We start from the raw sequence: 18,447 nt of genomic DNA, 5'->3' as shown, positions 1-18,447 counted from the left end.
ACCCCCACCCCCCAACCCCAACCAGAAGTCTGTAGGCCCGGTTAGGAGTCCCCGTCCTTGACGCGGGGAAGCTTCACGACCGCGTAGGCGAAGCACAGCGTGGAGGGCAGGGCCAGCGCCAACGACAGGGCGGCGCGGCGCTTCTGCTGCTCCGAGCAGGAGGAGTCCACCCACTCCTGACGGATCATCTGCTCGAGGTCCTCGCCCCAGTCGCGGTGGTCGTCCCACAGGGCGGGGCCCACCCACACGACCGGGGAGCAGCGCACCCGCCCGTCCTCGCCCGGTGGCGACTGCACACCGTAGGAGGTGCCCAGGAGCAGCATCATGGTGAACACGCCGGAGCCCCCGAGGGCCACGCTGGCGCGGACCGCGCCGGGGAAGTGGCGCATGCGCTGTCGGGCCCACAGCACGAGGGGGATGAAGAACACGGCGTCCGTTTCGACCTGATCGTTGGGGTTGGTGCTTGCACTACAACCGCCAGGCTAGGGCTCCGCCCGGCCCGGAGCCCGCATCGGGGCAGCGGGGGAACAGTGACCTACGCCACCCTCAGTTCCCGCGGTCGGCGTCCCGGGAGAGCCTGAACAGGCTGACCGTCGCCGCCACCGACAGCACCAGGGCCCACCCCAGTCGGGAGATGGCCAGCTGGGAGCAGGTCCCTTCGGTGAGAGAGGGGCGCTCCTGCCAGAGGGAGGCACCGATCACCGGCATGCACCCCGGAGACCTGGCCTCGTCTCCCCCCGCGATCATGAGGAGGAGGGCGGGATCGGTCACCAGCAGTGCGACGGCCAGGCCGTAACCCACCCACACGACCAGCCGCAACAGGGGATCGTCCTTGTGGGGCACCCCTTCCCCGCCCTCGCTCCCCTGTGCTTCGGGCTCCTCCTTCCCGCTCTCGGCGGCGACCGCCTCCGGGACCACCGTGCTCTCCCGCTCCCGGGCCGTGGCCGTGACCCGGCTCCGATAGCCCGCGTAGACCATGGCAACGAGAATCAGCGCGACGAAGACGAACAGAAAAACGGAAGCGGCGGTGTCCAAGGAAAGACCTTCACAGGGGATGGGGGCAGGGGATCGGCCGCCCACCAACGCGGGGAGGCCGACCGTGAGCGTACCCCGGGACACCGTCGGAGTGCGTCCGGCCGCTAGGCCGGGCGGTCGAGCTTCTGGCTGATCACCTGGGAGATGCCATCACCCTGCATGGTGACGCCGTAAAGTGCGTCGGCTGCCTCCATGGTGCGCTTCTGGTGGGTGATCACGATCAGCTGCGAGGACTCCCGCAGCTCCTCGAAGATCACCAGCAGACGCTGGAGGTTGGTGTCGTCCAGGGCCGCCTCGACCTCGTCCATCACGTAGAAGGGCGACGGGCGGGCCTTGAAGATGGCAGCGAGGAAGGCCACGGCGGTCAGGGAGCGCTCGCCACCGGAGAGCAGGGACAGCCGCTTGACCTTCTTGCCGGGCGGGCGGGCCTCCACCTCGATGCCCGTGGTGAGCATGTCCTCCGGGGTGGTCAGCACCAACCGACCCTCACCGCCGGGGAACAGGCGGCCGAAGATCGCCGCGAACTCCCGCTCCACGTCCAGGTAGGCGGACGAGAACACCTCCTGCACCCGGGCGTCCACCTCGGCGACGATGTCCATGAGGTCCCGCCGGGTCTTCTTGAGGTCCTCCAGCTGGGCGTTGAGGAACGCGTGCCGCTCCTCCAGGGCCGCGAACTCCTCCAGCGCCAGCGGGTTGATCTTCCCGAGCTGGTTGAGCTGGCGCTCGGCCACCTTGAGTCGCTTGGCCTGTACCTCGCGGACGAAGGGCAGCGGTACCGCGTGCTCGTCGGCGTCGGTCGCCGGGGGGACCGGCACCCGGGGACCGTACTCCGCGATGAGGGTGGGCACGTCCACGCCCAGCTCCTCCAGCGCCTTGGTCTCCAGCTGCTCCAGACGCATCCGGCGCTCCGCGCGGGCCACCTCGCCGCTGTGCGCGGAGCTGGTCAGCTTCTCCAGCTCGACGGAGAGCTCGCGGACGCGGGCGCGCACCGTCTTCAGCTCGCCGTCGCGGGCCTCGCGCTCGGCCTCGGCGGCCACGCGCTCGGTCTCGGCGGTGGCCAGGGAGACGGCGATCCGTTCCAGGCTCAGCCGGGCGCTCTCCAGCACGGCCTGGGCGACGGTGGCCTGCGCGGCTCGGTTGCGGCGCCGCTCGGCCTCGCGCTCCACAGCACGGCGCTCCTCGGCGGCCTGGGCCAGCAGCGCGTCGGCGCGGCCCGCGATGGAACGCGCCCGTTCCTCGGCGGTGCGCACGGCCAATCGCCGCTCCATCTCGGTGGCGCGAGCGCGGGAGGCCAGCGCGGAGAGCTCGTCGCGGTGGTCGGCGTCGGGCGCCTCCTCCTCGACGGCGGCGGAAATCTCCTCGGCCTCCGCCAGCTCCTCCTCCAGGCGCTCCAGCTTCTGGGCGTCCTCACCGCGCGAGGCGGCGGCCTTGGCGGCGGCGGCAGCGTAGCGCTCGGACTCGGCCTCGGCGGAACGGGCCTGCCCGCCCAGCTTGCCCAGCCGCTGGGCGGACTCGTTGCGCCTGCGGTCGCCCTGGCGGCGCCGTGCTGTGACCTCCTCGGCGGCCTCCGCGATCCCGGCGCGCTCGAGCTTCTTCTCCTCCAGCTCCACGGCGACGCGCTCGGCCGCCTCGGTGGCGGCCTCCAGGCTCTCGGCGGCCTCGTCCACCGCGGCCTGGACCTCCAGGAGGCTGGGCGCGGCGGCGGTCCCGCCGTGCACCATGGCGGCCGCGAACACGTCGCCGTCGGGGGTGACCGCGCGTACCTGTGGAAGGGCGGAGACCAGGTCGCGGGCCCCCTGGGTGTCGGCGGCCAGCGCAACCCGGTCCAGGAGCGCGGCGACCGCGTCGGACAGGTGCTCCGGTGCGGTGACGGCGTCGGCGGCGTAGCGGACGCCCCCGGGCAGGGGCGGCCAGCTGGCGCGGTCGGCGGAGGGGACGGCGCGGGCCACGACGATCCCGGCCCGGCCGGCGTCCTCGGACTTGAGCAGTTCCAGGGCCGCGGCGGCGCTGGCCTCGTCGCTGACGGCGACCGCGCCCGCGGCCACTCCGAAGGCGGCGGCGACGGCTGTCTCGTGGCCCGGTTCGACCTGGACGAGAGCGGCGAGGCTGCCGAGCATGCCGGGCAGCTCCGCGTCCAGGAGGGTTCCGGCGCCGTCCTTGTGCGCCAGGCCCAGTTCGAGGGCCTCCTTGCGTGCGGCCAGTGCGGCGCGCTCGCCCTCGGCGGAGCGTTCGGTGTCGCGCAGCTGGTTGAGCTCGGCGTCCACTGCGGACAGCTGGCGGGCGAAGCGCTCCTGGGTCTCGTCGAGTTCGGCGTCACCCTCGTCGAGCCCGGCGGACTCCTCGGCGGCCATCTCGTACTCGGACTGGGCGGTGGCGGCTCGCTCGGCGGCCTGCTGGGCGGCCTCCTCCAGACGGGTGATCTCGGCCTCGTTGGAGGTCAGCCGTCCGCGCAGCCCCTCCACCCGGGCGGCCAGCCGGACGATGCCCTCGCGGCGTTCGGCCGCGGCGCGGGAGGCGGCCTCCAGGCGCCGTTCCTCACGGTGCAGGGCGTCCTCGGCGGCGGATCTCTCCGTGACGCTGGTCTCCAGGACCTCGCGGGCCTCCTCCAGACGGGTCTGGAGCTCCTCCTCCTGGGCGGCGGCCTCCTCGGCCTCCATCTCCAGTTCCTCGGGGTCGCGGCGCTGGATCACCTCGCCCTGGACGGCGACCAGGTTCTGGTGACGTTCGGTGGCCAGCCCGCGGACGGCGTCGAGGCGTTCGGTGAGGCGGGACAGTGAGTGGTAGGTCTCGGAGGCCCGGGCCAGGGCGGGGGCGGCGGCGGTGGCCCGCTCCTCCAGCTCGGCCTCGCGCTCCTGGGCCTGGTTGAGGGCGGTCTCGGCGGCCCCACGACGCGTGAGGACCTCCTTCTCGTCCGCCTCCTCCTTGGCCAGCTGGTCGGTGAGGGTGACGATGTCGTCCGCGAGCAGGCGCAGGCGGGCGTCACGGAGGTCGGCCTGGATGACGGCGGCCCTGCGCGCGAGTTCGGCCTGGCGGCCCAGGGGCTTGAGCTGGCGGCGGAGCTCGGCGGTGAGGTCGGTGACGCGGTCCAGGTTGCCCTGCATCGCGTTGAGCTTGCGGATCGCCTTCTCTTTGCGCTTGCGGTGCTTGAGGATGCCCGCCGCCTCCTCGATGAGGGCGCGGCGTTCCTCGGGCCCGGCGTGCAGGACGGTGTCCAGCTGCCCCTGGCCGACGATGACGTGCATCTCACGGCCGATACCGGAGTCGCTGAGCAGGTCCTGGATGTCGAGAAGACGGCAGGTGTCGCCGTTGATCGCGTACTCCGAGCCGCCGTTGCGGAACATGGTCCGCTTGATGGTGACCTCGGTGTAGTCGATCGGCAGGGCGCCGTCGTTGTTGTCGATGGTGAGGCTGACCTCGGCACGGCCCAGCGCCTGGCGGGTGGAGGTGCCCGCGAAGATAACGTCCTCCATCTTGCCGCCGCGCAGGGACTTGGCGCCCTGCTCGCCCATCACCCAGGACAGGGCGTCGACGACGTTGGACTTGCCGGACCCGTTGGGCCCCACCACACAGGTGATGCCGGGCTCGAAGCGCAGGGTGGTGGCCGACGCGAACGACTTGAAGCCGCGCAGCGTCAGATTCTTCAGGTACATCCGCGCCTCCCACGACGGTCACCGTTCTCGCCACGGGCGGTCGCCACGGGGCCGACACCAAGGGTGCCATGAAGCCGGGCCTGAAGTGCGGTGTTGGGGGCACCCGGGGGCGATGAGCTGCGACACCGTGACCCCGGGCGGGTGCTGGAGCCCACGGGGTGTCGGAAAGGGGGGATGTCCCGTGAACACGGAGGGTTGCGTGATGTCCCGCCGGGTACAACGGTAAAGGAAACCGCAAGGGAAGGGAAAGTGAGTGCGGTTTCGGGGTTCCCGTTCGGCGCCGGAGCGCATCCGGTACGGGTCGACCGGGTGTCGAGTCTTCGACTGTCCGGAGTGATCCGGCCAGGGACGCCAGTAAGTGGCTTCGGCGTCCCCGTCAGTGGATCATCCTCCGCGTGTCGTCTCCGAGCCGTCGCGGACGGCCCTCACGACGTCACGGTGTCAGGCGAGCGCGGGCTCGCGGTCGGTCGCGCTGGAGGCGACGTCGGTGACGGCCATGCTGAGCTGGTCGTTCTTCGCCTGAAGACGGCTGATCTCGTCCTCGAGGTCGCGTACCCGCTTCTGAAGCCGTCGCATCTCCGAGACCATCCGAGGGTCGGAGCCGCCGACGTGGCCAAACAGAGCCTTCGCCATGATGTGGGTCCTCCACACTGAGTGACCAGTTGGATGCGCGCATACGTGTCCCCGCGTGTACCTGTCGACCCGGTTTGCCCAGGTCCGACGCCACGGGCGGAAGTTGCGCGGTGTGCCTTCCAGAGTCTCACTCCGCGCGCCGCTGGTCAAGATTGGATTACAACAGTCCGTAACGACCACACACCAGGCCGAAACCACCTGGGCATGTGGCACCGCACGGTCAGAACGTGATCCACCCCCGGCGGTGACGCCGGCACGCACGGCCTCCAAGGGCTTGCGCGGTGGTCCCCGTGAGTCGCGGCGCCCGTCCTCTGAGACCCGGTCGCGCCGCCCCACGGTCGATGCTCGAACCGCGTTACCGTTCCAGCATACTCAACGCTCGACGAAACCGTCGAAGGAACCCCCGGGCGAAGCCCAGCGTTCCACCACGGAGTCCACTCTTCCCGGGGTTTCGCCGCTTCTCAGGTGCCCCAGAAGCCTCTCGCAGCACTCCCGTGACCCCTCCGCGACGACCTCCACCCGGCCGTCGTCCAGGTTCGTGGCGGCGCCGCTCAATCCGAGCTCCAACCCGCGAGCCCGCGTCCACCAGCGAAAACCCACTCCCTGGACCCGACCGCGCACCCACGCGGTCAGGCGGACCGGCTCTCCCTCTTTCCCCACGGCCCCGAACTCTCCCTTACCTCACGGCGACACTTTGCTCACCGACACGCCACTCGAGACCACAAAAGCACCGAAATTTGAACGAAATACTTCATTTCGGGCTACTGAAACCGGTGCCCGTCGGACTCAGACACGGGCGCGAGGAACCCGTTGGCAGCTCGGACAGCTGAACGAGGAGCGGTTCATGAACGCCTCGCGCACGATCAGCGTGCCGCAGCGGCCGCACGGACGGTCCTGCCGCCCGTAGGCGTTGAGCCCCCGCTCGAAGTAGCCGCTCTCACCGTTGACGTTCACGTACAGGCCGTCGAACGTGGTCCCGCCGACGTCCAGGGCCTCGGTCATCACCTCGGTGACGTGGCCGAGCAGCTCCAGCGCCTGGGCGTTGGACAGCCCCCGCGTGGAACGGGACCAGTGCAGCCGGGCCCGCCACAGTGCCTCGTCGGCGTAGATGTTTCCCACACCGCTGATCAGCGACTGGTCCAGCAGCGCCCGCTTCACCTCGGTCCGCTTGGCCCGCAGCGCCCTGACGAACGCCTCCGGCACGAACTCGGCGTCCAGTGGGTCCAGGGCGATGTGGTCCACCGAGGACGGCACCTGCGCGCGCTCACCCTCGCGGTCCAGCAGCAGGTGACCGAAGGTGCGCTGGTCGACGAAGCGCAGTTCGTTGCCGTCGTCCAGCGGAATCCGCACCCGCAGGTGCTTCTCGTCCGGCTTGCCCCGCGGCTGCACCAGCATCTGCCCGCTCATGCCCAGGTGGGCCAGGAGCATGTCGCCGCTGTCCAGCACGAGCCACATGTACTTGCCACGGCGGCGCACAGCCGTGGGGGTCTGCCCTCCGAGCCGAGCCGCGAAGTCGGCGGGGCCGGGCACGTGGCGGCGGACCGAGCGCGTGTGCAGCACCTCGACGGCGCCGATCCGACGCCCCACCGCGTGTTCGGCCAGGCCGCGCCGGACCACCTCGACCTCGGGGAGTTCGGGCACCGCTCAGCCCTGCCCGTTGCCGCTGGATCCGCCCCTGGCCTGCTCGGCGGCGCGGTCCGCGCGGGCCCGGATGGCCTTCCACGCGGACTCCGCGGCCTGCTGCTCGGCCTCCTTCTTGCTGCGGCCCTCACCCAGGCCGTAGCTCTCCCCGGCGACCCGCACGGTGGCGCGGAACGTCTTCTGGTGGTCGGGGCCGCTCTCGTCCACGTGGTACTCGGGCACGCCGAGCATCTCGGCGGCGGTGAGCTCCTGGAGGGAGGTCTTCCAGTCCAGTCCGGCGCCCAGCCCGGAGGCGGTGGCGATCAGCGGGTCGAAGAGGCGGTGCACGAACTCCGAGGCGGTGTCCAGGCCGCGGTCCAGGTAGACCGCGCCGATGATGGCCTCCAGGGTGTCCGCGAGGATCGACGACTTGTCGCGCCCCCCGGTGCCCTCCTCGCCACGGCCCAGCCGGATGTACTCGCCGATGCCCAGCCCGCGCGCGACGTCGGCCAGCGCCCTCATGTTGACGACGGCGGCGCGCAGCTTGGCGAGCTGGCCCTCCGGGAGGTCCGGGTGCTTTCGGAAGAGGGTGTCGGTGACCACCAGGCCGAGCACGGAGTCACCGAGGAACTCCAGGCGCTCGTTGGTGGGCAGGCCGCCCTTCTCGTACGCGTAGGAGCGGTGGGTCAGGGCCCGGAGCAGGATCTTGGGGTCCACCTCGACCCCGATCGCACGGTGGAACGACCTGGCCTCGGAGACGGAGAGTTGGCTAGCCACGCGAGTTCGCTTCCCTGTTGGGCGCGCCGAGGACGGCGCGCGGAGGTGGGGGTGTCCCCCGACCCGTCCGGGACGCTCGAAAACGAGGTGATCGTCGCGGGAGCGCGAACTCCCCCGGCGGCCACCACGATCTCGGGAGCCCCTGTGGGACCGGGATCGGTGTCGGACACCACGGATCATGGTCTTCCCACGGTCCGTCGAGATCACTCTACAAAGCCCTGGGGACACTGACCCCCGGGACGGCCCTTTCCGGACAGCACTTCGGGGCGGAGCCCTCAGAGGGTTCCGCCCCGATGATGTCCGGGAGTACGGGATCGGGCGCACGGCCCGAAGCCTGGCACGTCCGGGTTAGGCCGGGTTGATGACCTGGCGGTTGTTGTAGGTGCCGCAGGACGGGCACGCGATGTGGGGCTGCTTCGGGTCACGGCAGCGCGGGCAGTTGACCAGCACCGGGCGCGACGCCTTCCACTGGGAACGGCGGGTCCGGGTGTTGCTCCGCGACATCTTCCGCTTCGGGACGGCCACTTCAATCCTCCTGGGTCACCCCCGCGGTCGCGGGAGGTCGCTTATCTGGTCACCCCGCGCGCTGTGGCGGGGAGGGTGTGCCCCGGTCGTCGGCGGTTCCCATTGGGTACCGCACTCGACCGGGTCACTGGACTCACTGCTGGTCGGGCTTCTCCGCGATGTCGCGGAGCGCCTCCCAACGCGGGTCGACACCGTCGCCGTGACCGTGGTCCGGCCCGGCGTCGGCGAGCTTGACACCGCACTCGGCGCACAGGCCGGGGCAGTCCGGGCCGCACAGCGGTGAGAGCGGGAGCGCGAGCACGACGGCGTCTCGGATCACCGGTTCGAGGTCGAGCAGATCGCCCTCTAGATAGTAGTCCTCATCATCGTCGTCCGCGTCCTCGTCGCTTCGGACGCTCACGTCGTCGTCGGCGGGGTAGCGGTACATCTCCTGGAACCCGGCCTCCAACTCCTCGGAGAGGGGGTCGAGGCAGCGGGAGCACTCCGCGGTGAGGCGACCGTTGACGGTCCCGGTGACGAGGACACCCTCCATCACCGCCTCAAGGCGCAGGTCCAGCTCGATCTCCTGGCCCTTGGGCACGCTGGCCATCGCCGTCTCGAGCGCCTCGGGGACGGTCACGATTCGGTTGACGGTACGCATCGACCCCGGCTGGCGACCCAGCTGGCGGGTGTCGACCACGTACGGGTCACGGGCATCTAGACGAGACAGAGTGATCGCGCTTTCAGGAGAGTTCCGGGTGCCGGGCACGCGGCCGCCGACGTGATGCATGTCGTGCTGTCGCGGTGGTGCTGACCGGCCTGAGCGCACGCCGAGGACCGGCGACGCCCATGGTCAAACCCAGATTCTACCTACCATGTCGCCGACCACCCAAATCAGCCCCCCGAAGGCACCTGCGGAGAGGGCGGGATCGGGCTCGCGGAGGGGGGTTATCCCTGGGCGCGTTCGGCGTACTTCTCCTTGAGGCGCCCCTGGACGTACGGCGTGACCAGGCTGGAGACGTCGCCGCGGTGCATGGCGATCTCGCGGACCAGGCTGGACGACAGGTACGAGTACTGCGGGTTGGCCGTCATGAAGACGGTCTCGACGCCGGAGAGCCGGTAGTTCATCTGCGCGATCTGGAGTTCGTAGTCGAAGTCGCTGACCGAGCGCAGGCTGCGCACGATGGTCTCGATGCCGTTCTCGCGACAGAAGTCGACGAGGAGTCCGTCGAACTCGCTGACCCGGACGTTGTCGAACTCGGTGGTGCCCTCGGTGAGCATGTCGAGCTTCTCGGGGACGGTGAAGAGCCCCCGCTTGTTGACGTTGTTGAGTACGGCGGCGATGACCTCGTCGTACTGCTTGGCGGCTCGCCCGATGATGTCGATGTGTCCGTGGGTGACCGGGTCGAAGGAGCCCGGACAGACGGCTCGGCGCACGGTGGATCGCCCCTCTCAGGTACTACTCACGGGTACAGAGATCGTAGGGGCTCACCCCCGCCCCATTTCGGGCAACTCCCACTTAGCGGTCCTCAGTGTCCGCTTTCACACCCGGCCCGGGCATCACGGAAGTCACCCCACCGGGTCGTCTGAACCTTCCCTGGTGCGGCGCCAGAAAACGTGGCGTATGCCCGATATCTACTCGGTGGTGCGGGCGTACCAGAGGATCGCCTCGCCGTACTTGCGGCTGCGGTCCCGCTCGATCCCACGCGGCCACTCGGGTTCGGCGCCGCGCTTGGACCGCTCCACCACGAGCATCGCTGAAGGGGCCAGCCAACCGTGCTCGACCAGGGCGGACAGCACCGAGGCGACCTCCTCGTCGGTGACCGCGTACGGCGGGTCAGCCACGACGAAGTCATAGGGAGCGGCCTGGTTGCCGCGCGCCAGAACCCGCTCGACCCGGTCCGCGGCCAGCTCAGCGCCGGGAAGCCGCAGTGTGGTGATGTTCTCCTTCACCACGCGGGCCGCCTTGCGGTCGGCCTCAACGAGGAGCGCGTGCGCGGCCCCCCGGGACAGGGCCTCCAGGCCGATCGCCCCGGACCCCGCGTAGAGGTCCATCACCCGGAGCCCGTCGAGGGAGCCGAGGTCGGACTGGACGGAGGCGAACAGGGCCTCGCGGGCCCGGTCGCTGGTGGGTCGGGTGGTGCGGCCGTCGGGGGCGGAGATGCGTCGTCCGCCCGCCGCCCCGGCGATGATGCGGGTCATGGCCCCCACGGTAGTGCGCCCCCGGGCACGCTGAGGCTGGCGGAGCCGGAAGCTCCCCCGATATCGAGTCAACACCGGGCGGGCGCACTCCGCCAGTGGGAACCCCGCCGCCTGTGGACAAGCGGGTGCACACGCACCACGGAAGCCCTCGCACCACCGGAACACACGCCGTCGTGGGCCCGCGCACTGCGGGAGCCCGCGCGCTACGGGCAAACACGCACCACGGAAGCCGGAGTCTGAGCGTGCACACGCACTACGGGAACCCGCTCACTCCGGCTGCACGCCGCGCTGAGCAGGTACGCGCACCACGGAAGCGCGCCGCGGGCGCACTCGTGCTGAGGTGCACGCCCGCTGGAGGGTGCACGCTCACCACGGGAACCCGAGTCTGAGCGTGCACACACAACGGGAACCCGCGCGCTGCGGCTGCGCGTCCGCTGAGGAGGAAGGCCGCTTCCCGGAGGCGACGCCCCTCCCCCTGCGGACGACCGGGTTGGCGTACCGGAAGGGGACCGGCACCTCCACGAAGGCGTCGAAGACCGAAGAGGGCCCCGGTTCGCGGCGGCCCCGAGCCCGGGTACGACCGGCCAGGGGCCGCCTCGTGCCTCGGAAGCGCTCAGGTCTTGTCCAGGTACTCCGCGCGTTCCTCGGGGAGCAACGCCGCCAGGGCGTCGGCCAGCGGTTCGTGGGCGGTCAGACCCGGATCCTCGGCCACCAGGCGGGTGGCCTCCTCGCGGGCCTCGCCGATCAGCTCCTCGTCCTTGACCAGCGTGAGCATGCGAAGGCTCGAACGCGCCCCGGACTGGGCGTCGCCGAGCACGTCGCCCTCACGACGCATCTCCAGGTCGGCGCGGGACAGCTCGAACCCGTCCGTGGTGGCGGCGACGGCGGCCAGCCGTTCGCGGGCGGGGCTGCCCTCCTCCGCCTCGGTGACCAGCAGGCAGAGCCCGGGCAACTGTCCGCGACCGACCCGGCCGCGCAGCTGGTGCAGCTGCGAGATCCCGAACCGGTCGGCGTCCATGATCGCCATGACGGTGGCGTTGGGCACGTCCACACCGACCTCGATGACGGTGGTGGACACGACCACGTCGGTCTGGCCCGAGGTCAGGCGGCGCATCACCGCGTCCTTGTCGTCCGGGGCCATCCGTCCGTGCAGGGCCTCCACCCGTACGTCCGCCAGCGGGCCCTCCTTGAGGCGGGCGAGCACGTCCAGCACCGCGAGCGGTGGCCGGGCGCCCGGGGGCGCGTCCTCGGGCGGGGGCTCGACCTCGTCACCGGAGCCGTCCGTGCCGTCCCCGATCCGGGGGCAGACCACGAAGGCCTGGCGGCCCTGGCCGACCTCCTCGCGGACGCGTTCCCAGGCTCGGGTGAGGAAGTGCGGCTTCTCGTGGGCGGGGACGACGTGGGTGGAGATCGGCGCGCGTCCCTGGGGCAGCTGGGTGAGGGCCACCACGTCGAGGTCGCCGTAGACCGTCATCGCGACGGTCCTCGGGATCGGTGTGGCGGTCATCACCAGCACGTGCGGACGTCCGTCCCTGGCCTTCTCCCGCAGGGCGTCGCGCTGCTCCACCCCGAACCGGTGCTGCTCGTCCACGACCACCAGGCCGAGGTCGGCGAAGGAGACGTGCTCCTGGAGGAGGGCGTGGGTGCCCACGACGATTCCCGCCTGACCCGAGGCGGCCTCCAGCAGGGCCTCGCGCCGCGCGGCGGTGTTCATGGAACCGGTGAGCAGGGCGACGCGGGTGGCGGTGTCGGCGCCGTCGATCTGCCCGGCCCTGCCGAGCGCCCCGAGCATGGCGCCGATGGAGCGGTGGTGCTGCTGGGCCAGGACCTCGGTGGGGGCGAGCATGACGGCCTGGCCGCCGGAGTCCACCACCCGCAGCATCGCGCGCAGGGCCACCAGGGTCTTGCCCGCTCCGACGTCGCCCTGGAGGAGGCAGTGCATGGGGTGGGTGGCGTCGAGCCGTTCGGCCAGGCGTTCACCGACCTCCTTCTGGCCGTCGGTGAGCGTGAACGGGAGCTGGGCGTCGAAGGCGTCGAGGAGGCCGCCGTCCACTCCGGGGCGCGGTTTGGCGGGCAGTTCCTCGGCCTGCTGGCGGCGCTGGGCCAGGGCCAGCTGGAGCACGAAGGCCTCGTCCCACTTCAGGCGGCGCCTGGCGGCCCCGACCTCGGACCACTCGGCGGGCCGGTGGATCCGCTCCAGCGCCTTGTGGACACCCAGGAGCCCCTTGCGGGACCGCAGTTCGGGCGGGAGGGGGTCGGGGATGTCGGTGGCGTAGTCCAGCGCGACCCCGACGGACCGGGCGATGGTGGCGGAGTCCAGCCCCTTGACCGCCGGGTAGACGGGGATCAGCTCGTTGGCGTAGGCCCGGGCGGCCTCGCCCTCGAGGCCTTCGTCGTCCAGGAGCACGTACTCGGGGTGGTCGAGCTGGCGGCGGCCCTTGAAGGTGGACACCCGGCCGGAGAACATGGCCAGCCGCCCGGGGACGAGGGTGTTCTGGTGGTGGGAGCCGCGGTTGAAGAAGGTCAGGTGGAGGCGCCCGGTGCCGTCCGTGACGGTGGCCTCCATCATGTCCATGCGGCGGCGGCCCTGGCGGGCGGGGATGGTGCGCCGCCGGGCGTCCAGGACCTTGGCCTGCACGGTGACGTCCTCCCCCTCCCGCAGGAGCGCGAGGTCGGTGAGTTCGCCCCGGCGGTCGTAGCGGCGCGGGTAGTAGCGCAGCAGGTCGCCGAGGGTGTGGAGGTCGAGTTTGTCGGCGAGTGCCTTCGCCGTCCTGCCGCCGAGGGGTCCTTTACGCAGCGGCTCGTCCCAGGTGCTCACTGTGGTTCCCGTCCTGCCTCGTGGGGTCGCCCGTCAGTGTCACCGTAGACCTCCGGTGCGACGACCGGGGGCGGCCGGTACGCTGACCGCCCGTGTCGGTCGCGTCGGCGACGCAGCGGCACTGGTGGCACCGGCGGCACTGGTGCAGCCGCCCCCTCCAACCGGGGTATACTCGTCAGAGTTCATCGCGTTTTCGCCATGCCCGCGTGGCTGATCTCGATGCTCCGGTGGGTGTGTGAGGCCTCGGTCGCGCCGTTCCCCGCCGTAGCGCGTACGGACGCCCGCCAGTGGTCTGATTTCACCTTCGGGCATGTCCTTCGTGTACTCTTCCCCGGTTGGCGTCCTCGCCAGCCTGCCCACCCGGCCTCCTCTGGCCGGATGACCTCTCGCGTGCGGCGACGTGCGCGATCCCGAGCACTTGAATGGAGTTACCGTGGCTTCCGTCTGCGACGTCTGCGGCAAGGGACCAGGGTTCGGTAACAGTGTTTCCCACTCGCACCGTCGCACCCGCCGCCGCTGGAACCCCAACATCCAGACCGTTCGCACCCGCGTGGGCGGCACGCCCAAGCGTGTGAACGCGTGCACCTCGTGCATCAAGGCCGGCAAGGTGACCCGCTAGGGTCCCCTGCCACCCGTGGTTCTCGAAGGGCCCTCCGACTTCGGTCGGGGGGCCTTCGTGCTGTCCGGAGCCGGTGCTGAAGTGACTCGTGTGACGACCGGACGACCAGGGTCACGGCTCTACAGGTCGCACACGTGGCCGTTGAGGGAGCACCGGACGGGGCTCTGGGAGACACCGATCGCGTCGAAGGTCAGGGTCACCGACTCACCCGGATCCAGGTGACCGTCGGTCCCGGACTGGCGGGCGAGGATGCCGTCGTCCAACGGTTCCCAGTCCGCGTCGTGCACCTCGGTGACGTCGGCGGTCTCGAAGGCCAGGGCCAGTTCCCAGGCGTCGAGCCGGGTCCGCGAGGTGTTCGTGACGGTCACCCTGCTGGTGAAGCCGACCGCCGTAGCCTCCAGCACCTGGTACGAGACGGCCGTGGGCTCCGACCCCGCCTGGGTCTGCGGCCCGGTGTTCCCCTCCCCTGACGAGGCGCCGCCGCGGTCCGGACGCGGGGAGGCGTCGTGGGTGGGTTCGGTGCCGTCCTGGGGTCCGGGTGCCTCCGTCGCGCCGGGAGGGCCGCCGAACTGGAGGTAGATCTGCGTGGTGCTGTAGCCGAACAGGAGCAGTCCGAGTATCACCCCGGAGACCACGAGGACGTTGAGCAGCCTCGGCGGCTCGACCCGTTTGGGCACCGTGCTCTCGAGGAGTCCTCCGAACCGCCGCAGCGCTCCGGCGTTCTCCGGTTCGCTGCGGTGGGCTCCACGACGGTGGCCGTGCCGCCTAGCCATGCCGCCCCATGTGCCGCCCTCCGACGTTGTTCCGCTGGCCTTGCTCACCCTGGGCCGTCGGCCGTGCCGACCAGGGGTCTCACCTCGGGTGGATCGCCGCGGGTTCGGGCCCCGCGAGGTCATACCACTGTCCGTAGGCCAACGCTGACCGCGATGGCAAAGCCTAGCGCGATCACCAAACAGGACAAATCCAAACGGGCTCAGTCCCGCCGGAAATGATCCCACCCACCGCGTTCGACCACGTTCCCGTCCACCGTGACGGCGGCCCGGCCGCCCTCCTGCGGTGCCTCTCCCACGGTGCCCACGCGGTGCCAGTGCTCCGGGAGCACGACCTCGGGTGGGAAGACCGCGGCGAGAGCGTGGTCCTCACCGCCGGCCACCATCAGGCGACGGGCGGCGTCCACAGCCTTCCCCGTGGGAGCCCCGAGTACACGGACGGCTTCGAGGAGTGCGGATTCGGGCCGGAACGCCTCCGAGTCCAGAAGGATTCCCACCCCGCTGCCACGGCACACGTGCCCGAGGTCCTGGACGAGTCCGTCGCTCACGTCGAGCATCGCGGTCGCGCCGAGCCGGGCCGCCTCCGGGCCCGCGGCGTAGGGCGGGCTCGGCCTGCGGTGCTCGGCCAGGCACTCCGCCGGTCCGTCGACGCCCCCTTCCAGGAGCGCGAGACCGGCGGCGGACAGGCCGAGGTGGCCGGTGTAGGCGACCACGTCACCCGGCCTGGCGCCGTCGCGGCGGACTGGGGCCCGGCCCTCCAGGTCCCCGAGAGCGGTGATGGCGATCGTCAGGGTCGGCGAGCCCACCGTGTCCCCGCCGACCACCGCTCCCCCGGCCCGGGCGCACTCGTCGCGCACCCCGGCGGTGAACTCCTCGGCCCAGGCCAGCGGGAGCTCGGCCGGTGCGGCGAAGCCGATGAGCAGCCCGGTGGGGCGCGCGCCCATGGCCACGACGTCGGCGTAGTTCTGCGCCACGGCGCGGTGCCCGACGTCGCGGGCGGTGGACCAGTCCCTCCGGAAGTGGCGGCCCTCGACGAGGAGGTCCGTGGTCGCGACCGTGCGCCCGTCAGGCGCGGCCACGACCGCGGCGTCGTCGCCGGGTCCGAGGATTACGTCGTCCGTCCTGGGGAATTGGCCCGTCACGCGCTCGATCAGAGCGAACTCGCCAAGACCCCCAATGGTGCTCAACACACAGATCAGGGTACGGTGACGCTCCGGCGCAGTGGTCTAGACCCCGTGGTCAGGCCCCCACTTTCGTCATCCGTTCGTCATCGGCTGTGCCCCTCCGGCCGGGGCCGCGTCCGCTCGGCACCCCACCCGGCCCGGCATGAAGGAGTAGTCAACATGGTGCAGGCATACATCCTGGTCCAAACCGAGGTCGGCCAGGCCGCCGAGGTCGCGGAGCGTGTGCGCGGGATCGCGGGGGTCGACCAGGCCAACGACGTCACCGGTCCCTACGATGTGATCGTGCAGGCGCGGGCGGAGGACATGGACGCCCTCGGTTCCCTCGTGGTCGCCCGGATTCAGCGTCTGGACGGCATCGCCCGTACCCTTACCTGTCCCATCGTCAACATCTGAGGTCGACTGAGTCGACGGAGCGAGGTTGCCCGTGCCCAAGCGCTACTTCGGAGCGGCCCTTGCCGTCGTCCTGGTGACGGCCGGTTGCGGCCAGACCGTGCAGATGCAACCCCCCGAGACGGACGGTCAGACCGCCGAGGCCTGCGCGGCGCTGGTCTCGGACCTCCCGGACACCCTTCTCGGCGCCGACCGCGCGACGGTCCAGCCCGAGTCGGAGATCATGGCGGCCTGGGGCGACCCGCCCATCGGCCTTCGGTGCGGCGTTCCCCAGCCCTCCTCCCTGGAACTGGACTCGATCCTGGAGGAGGTCAACGGTGTCGCGTGGCTCCCCCAGCCCGAGGACGCTCCCACCGTGTACACGGCGGTCGAGCGCGAGGCCTACGTCGAACTCTCCGTGCCGCCCTCCTACGGCCCGCCCGCCCCGGCCCTGAGCGAGCTGAGTGACCTGATCGCCGAGCACCTGGAAGAGCGGGCCGACAGCCGGCAGTGACCGCGCCCGAGCGGCGCCCGTTCCCCCGAGACACGTGTGGGGCCGGAGGCGGGAGGATCGCCTTCGGCCCCACTTTCGCGTCTTGGGGAGGTGTCGGGGGGTGGGTGGGGCGCTCTCGGCGCTACTCCCCGCCCTCGTCGGGGGCCGCGCTGGGCTCGTCGGTGCCCTCGGTGTCGGTGTCCTCGTTCTCCGCGTCCGAGCCGGACTCGTCGCTGTCCGCGCCCTCCAGGGACTCGGCGTCCGCGCCGTCCTCGGCGATCTCGGCCTCGATCTCGGCCGCGGTGAACGAGATGGAGCCGGAGCACGCGGCGCCGGGCTCGGGGACGTCCTGGCCGCGCTCGTAGAACTGGACGTAGCGGGCGAGGTCCTCGTCGTCCGCGCTCTCGGCGGTGATCTGGCGGCCCCAGCTGGAGGCGACGATCGGCGCGGGCATGTCACCCTCGTAGGGGCTGATGACGAGGTAGTCGCCGGGGTTGTAGAAGCCCTGGAGCGCCTCGATCTCCTCTTCGGCGATGTCCGGTTCGTAGGTGATCCAGACCGCGCCGTGCTCCAGGGAGTGGACCGCGAACTCCGGCATCAGCGGTTCGGTGTACACACCACAGTTCTGCCATCTGTTCCAGTGCTGGCCCCCGACCGGCGGGGACTGCTCGTAGTCCACGCGCTGGCCGTCCGGGACGTGGTTGTACTCGTCGACGGCGTACTCCTGCACACCGGCGATGTTGCGGGAGCGGAACTCCATGAAGACCGCGGTTCCCAGCAGACCCAGGACCGCCGCGGAGGCTACGCTGATCCCGGCGATCTTGAGGATCTTGGCGCGGCGTTCCTTCTTACGCTGCTCTTCCCGCAGGGCGGCGGCGCGAGCTCGACGCTCCTCCGCCTTCGTCTTCTTGGCCACTGGGTCTCCTGGGCTGGATGTGGTCGAATGGGACTTTCCTATCCTCTACTTTGTCATCAGAGTGGTGCGATTTGACCAGGGTGGTTCCGATGGGGCATGTGACCGGGGCGGCGGCGAGCGACGCCGGCCGTTCCGACGAGGAGTCGTACGAGGACGGGTCGGCCGAGCACGACGACCACTCGGAGGAGGGCGGCGGCTCCGCGCCCCCGAGCTCACCCGGACGCTCCGTCCCGCTCTGGATGGCAGTGACGTTGGTCGCCCTCGCGCTGGTCGGGGGGTTCCTCATGGGCCGTCCGTCGTACCCGCTGGACACCAGCGCCGACGCCGGCTTCCTGCGTGACATGAGCACGCACCACGCCCAGGCCGTGGACATGTCGCTGGTCGTCATGGAACGCACCGACGACGTCGAACTGCACACCATCGCCACGGACATGGCACGGACCCAGCAGGCGCAGATCGGGATCATGCAGGGCTGGCTGAGTTCCTGGGGGCTCCACGCCCGCGCCTCGGAGCCGCCGATGACCTGGATGGCCGACCACGACCACGGCGGCGGTGAGGGCGAGGTCCCCGAGACCATGCCCGGGTGGGCCACGGAGGAACAGCTGGTGCGGCTCGCCGACGCCGAGGGCGAGGAGGCCGAGGTCCTCTTCCTGGAGCTGATGATCGCCCACCACCTCGGCGGGATCGAGATGGCCGAGGCCGAGGTGGAGCTCGGCAACGAGGAGCTGGTCACCACCTTCGCCCAGGGGATGGTCGACGCCCAGCAGTCCGAGGTGGACAACATGGAGCGCCTGCTGGAGCTGCGCGGCTAGGGCGTGGTTCTTGGATGCTTTCGCCGGTGGCGGCGGAGCCGCCAT

General features: G+C 71.0%; 19 protein-coding genes. 4 read left to right on the top strand and 15 right to left on the bottom strand.

Translation table 11 applies throughout. The annotated features are described in order from the left end of the window. Positions 1-41 precede the first annotated feature (41 nt). From ADX84_RS05740 to recG, 12 genes are all read right to left on the bottom strand, one after another. Positions 42-428 (bottom strand): hypothetical protein, encoded by a 387-nt coding sequence (locus ADX84_RS05740; protein ID WP_049568605.1) that lies wholly within the window; start codon positions 426-428, stop codon positions 42-44. A 118-nt stretch (positions 429-546) separates the two neighbouring features. Continuing rightward, positions 547-1,035, bottom strand: a complete 489-nt coding sequence (locus tag ADX84_RS05735; protein ID WP_049568603.1) for a hypothetical protein — start codon at positions 1,033-1,035, stop codon at positions 547-549. A gap of 104 nt (positions 1,036-1,139) precedes the next feature. Next, positions 1,140-4,685 carry a chromosome segregation protein SMC gene (gene smc, locus ADX84_RS05730; protein ID WP_049568600.1) on the bottom strand — a complete coding sequence of 1,182 codons (3,546 nt, stop codon included), beginning with the start codon at positions 4,683-4,685 and terminating at the stop codon, positions 1,140-1,142. Between the two features lie 441 nt (positions 4,686-5,126). Next, positions 5,127-5,318: a hypothetical protein gene (locus ADX84_RS05725; RefSeq protein WP_049568596.1), complete on the bottom strand. Its 192-nt coding sequence runs from the start codon at positions 5,316-5,318 to the stop codon at positions 5,127-5,129. 372 nt (positions 5,319-5,690) lie between these two features. Next, positions 5,691-5,978 (bottom strand): acylphosphatase, encoded by a 288-nt coding sequence (locus tag ADX84_RS05720; protein ID WP_049568593.1) that lies wholly within the window; start codon positions 5,976-5,978, stop codon positions 5,691-5,693. A 126-nt stretch (positions 5,979-6,104) separates the two neighbouring features. Next, positions 6,105-6,959 carry a bifunctional DNA-formamidopyrimidine glycosylase/DNA-(apurinic or apyrimidinic site) lyase gene (mutM, locus tag ADX84_RS05715; RefSeq protein ID WP_049568590.1) on the bottom strand — a complete coding sequence of 285 codons (855 nt, stop codon included), beginning with the start codon at positions 6,957-6,959 and terminating at the stop codon, positions 6,105-6,107. Positions 6,960-6,962: 3 nt separating this feature from the next. Beyond that, on the bottom strand, positions 6,963-7,715 hold the full coding sequence (gene rnc / locus ADX84_RS05710; RefSeq protein WP_017545945.1) for a ribonuclease III: 753 nt from the start codon (positions 7,713-7,715) through the stop codon (positions 6,963-6,965). A gap of 348 nt (positions 7,716-8,063) precedes the next feature. After that, a complete protein-coding gene (gene rpmF / locus ADX84_RS05705; RefSeq protein WP_017545944.1) occupies positions 8,064-8,240 on the bottom strand; it encodes a 50S ribosomal protein L32 in 177 nt (58 codons plus the stop codon). 133 nt (positions 8,241-8,373) lie between these two features. Next, on the bottom strand, positions 8,374-8,919 hold the full coding sequence (locus ADX84_RS05700; RefSeq protein WP_017545943.1) for a DUF177 domain-containing protein: 546 nt from the start codon (positions 8,917-8,919) through the stop codon (positions 8,374-8,376). Between the two features lie 248 nt (positions 8,920-9,167). Further along, positions 9,168-9,656 (bottom strand): pantetheine-phosphate adenylyltransferase, encoded by a 489-nt coding sequence (gene coaD, locus ADX84_RS05695; protein WP_049568587.1) that lies wholly within the window; start codon positions 9,654-9,656, stop codon positions 9,168-9,170. Between the two features lie 198 nt (positions 9,657-9,854). After that, entirely contained in the window at positions 9,855-10,421 is a 567-nt protein-coding gene (gene rsmD / locus ADX84_RS05690) for a 16S rRNA (guanine(966)-N(2))-methyltransferase RsmD (RefSeq protein ID WP_049568583.1), read from the bottom strand. A gap of 613 nt (positions 10,422-11,034) precedes the next feature. Continuing rightward, positions 11,035-13,239 carry an ATP-dependent DNA helicase RecG gene (recG, locus tag ADX84_RS05685; protein ID WP_049568580.1) on the bottom strand — a complete coding sequence of 735 codons (2,205 nt, stop codon included), beginning with the start codon at positions 13,237-13,239 and terminating at the stop codon, positions 11,035-11,037. A 433-nt stretch (positions 13,240-13,672) separates the two neighbouring features. Between recG and rpmB the strand changes: the two genes are divergently transcribed. Beyond that, entirely contained in the window at positions 13,673-13,858 is a 186-nt protein-coding gene (gene rpmB, locus ADX84_RS25290; protein ID WP_013151263.1) for a 50S ribosomal protein L28, read from the top strand. Positions 13,859-13,977: 119 nt separating this feature from the next. Here rpmB and ADX84_RS05680 read toward each other — a convergent pair whose 3' ends face one another. Together ADX84_RS05680 and ADX84_RS05675 are read right to left on the bottom strand one after the other, a co-directional pair. After that, on the bottom strand, positions 13,978-14,631 hold the full coding sequence (locus tag ADX84_RS05680; protein WP_049568577.1) for a cellulose binding domain-containing protein: 654 nt from the start codon (positions 14,629-14,631) through the stop codon (positions 13,978-13,980). A 200-nt stretch (positions 14,632-14,831) separates the two neighbouring features. Next, complete coding sequence (locus tag ADX84_RS05675) at positions 14,832-15,818, bottom strand: thiamine-phosphate kinase (protein WP_049568575.1); 987 nt, start codon at positions 15,816-15,818, stop codon at positions 14,832-14,834. Between the two features lie 153 nt (positions 15,819-15,971). Between ADX84_RS05675 and ADX84_RS05670 the strand changes: the two genes are divergently transcribed. Further along, a complete protein-coding gene (locus tag ADX84_RS05670; RefSeq protein WP_017545937.1) occupies positions 15,972-16,205 on the top strand; it encodes an Lrp/AsnC family transcriptional regulator in 234 nt (77 codons plus the stop codon). A gap of 31 nt (positions 16,206-16,236) precedes the next feature. Next, positions 16,237-16,695, top strand: coding sequence for a DUF3515 domain-containing protein (locus tag ADX84_RS05665; protein ID WP_049568571.1), 459 nt, complete (start codon positions 16,237-16,239; stop codon positions 16,693-16,695). Positions 16,696-16,816: 121 nt separating this feature from the next. Here the strand turns inward: ADX84_RS05665 and ADX84_RS05660 are convergent, their stop codons facing one another. Then, positions 16,817-17,590, bottom strand: a complete 774-nt coding sequence (locus ADX84_RS05660; RefSeq protein WP_049568568.1) for a DUF3105 domain-containing protein — start codon at positions 17,588-17,590, stop codon at positions 16,817-16,819. 89 nt (positions 17,591-17,679) lie between these two features. On the opposite strand from ADX84_RS05660, the gene ADX84_RS05655 reads away from it, so the two are divergent. After that, positions 17,680-18,402: a DUF305 domain-containing protein gene (locus ADX84_RS05655; protein WP_049568565.1), complete on the top strand. Its 723-nt coding sequence runs from the start codon at positions 17,680-17,682 to the stop codon at positions 18,400-18,402. The last annotated feature ends 45 nt before the right edge of the window (positions 18,403-18,447 follow it).

Origin of the sequence: Nocardiopsis sp. SBT366, assembly GCF_001083815.1 — a bacterium.
In the GTDB taxonomy this organism is placed as follows: Bacteria; Actinomycetota; Actinomycetes; order Streptosporangiales; family Streptosporangiaceae; genus Nocardiopsis; species Nocardiopsis prasina.
Note: the sequence above shows the minus strand (reverse complement) of the source record. Positions and strands in the feature narration are given on the sequence as shown.

Coding starts and splice junctions, on each gene's coding strand:
- rsmD (WP_049568583.1), bottom strand. CDS start 10,421: ATGACCCGCATCATCGCCGGGGCGGCGGGCGGACGACGCATCTCCGCC.
- ADX84_RS05680 (WP_049568577.1), bottom strand. CDS start 14,631: ATGGCTAGGCGGCACGGCCACCGTCGTGGAGCCCACCGCAGCGAACCG.
- ADX84_RS05725 (WP_049568596.1), bottom strand. CDS start 5,318: ATGGCGAAGGCTCTGTTTGGCCACGTCGGCGGCTCCGACCCTCGGATG.
- smc (WP_049568600.1), bottom strand. CDS start 4,685: ATGTACCTGAAGAATCTGACGCTGCGCGGCTTCAAGTCGTTCGCGTCG.
- ADX84_RS05655 (WP_049568565.1), top strand. CDS start 17,680: ATGGGGCATGTGACCGGGGCGGCGGCGAGCGACGCCGGCCGTTCCGAC.
- ADX84_RS05670 (WP_017545937.1), top strand. CDS start 15,972: ATGGTGCAGGCATACATCCTGGTCCAAACCGAGGTCGGCCAGGCCGCC.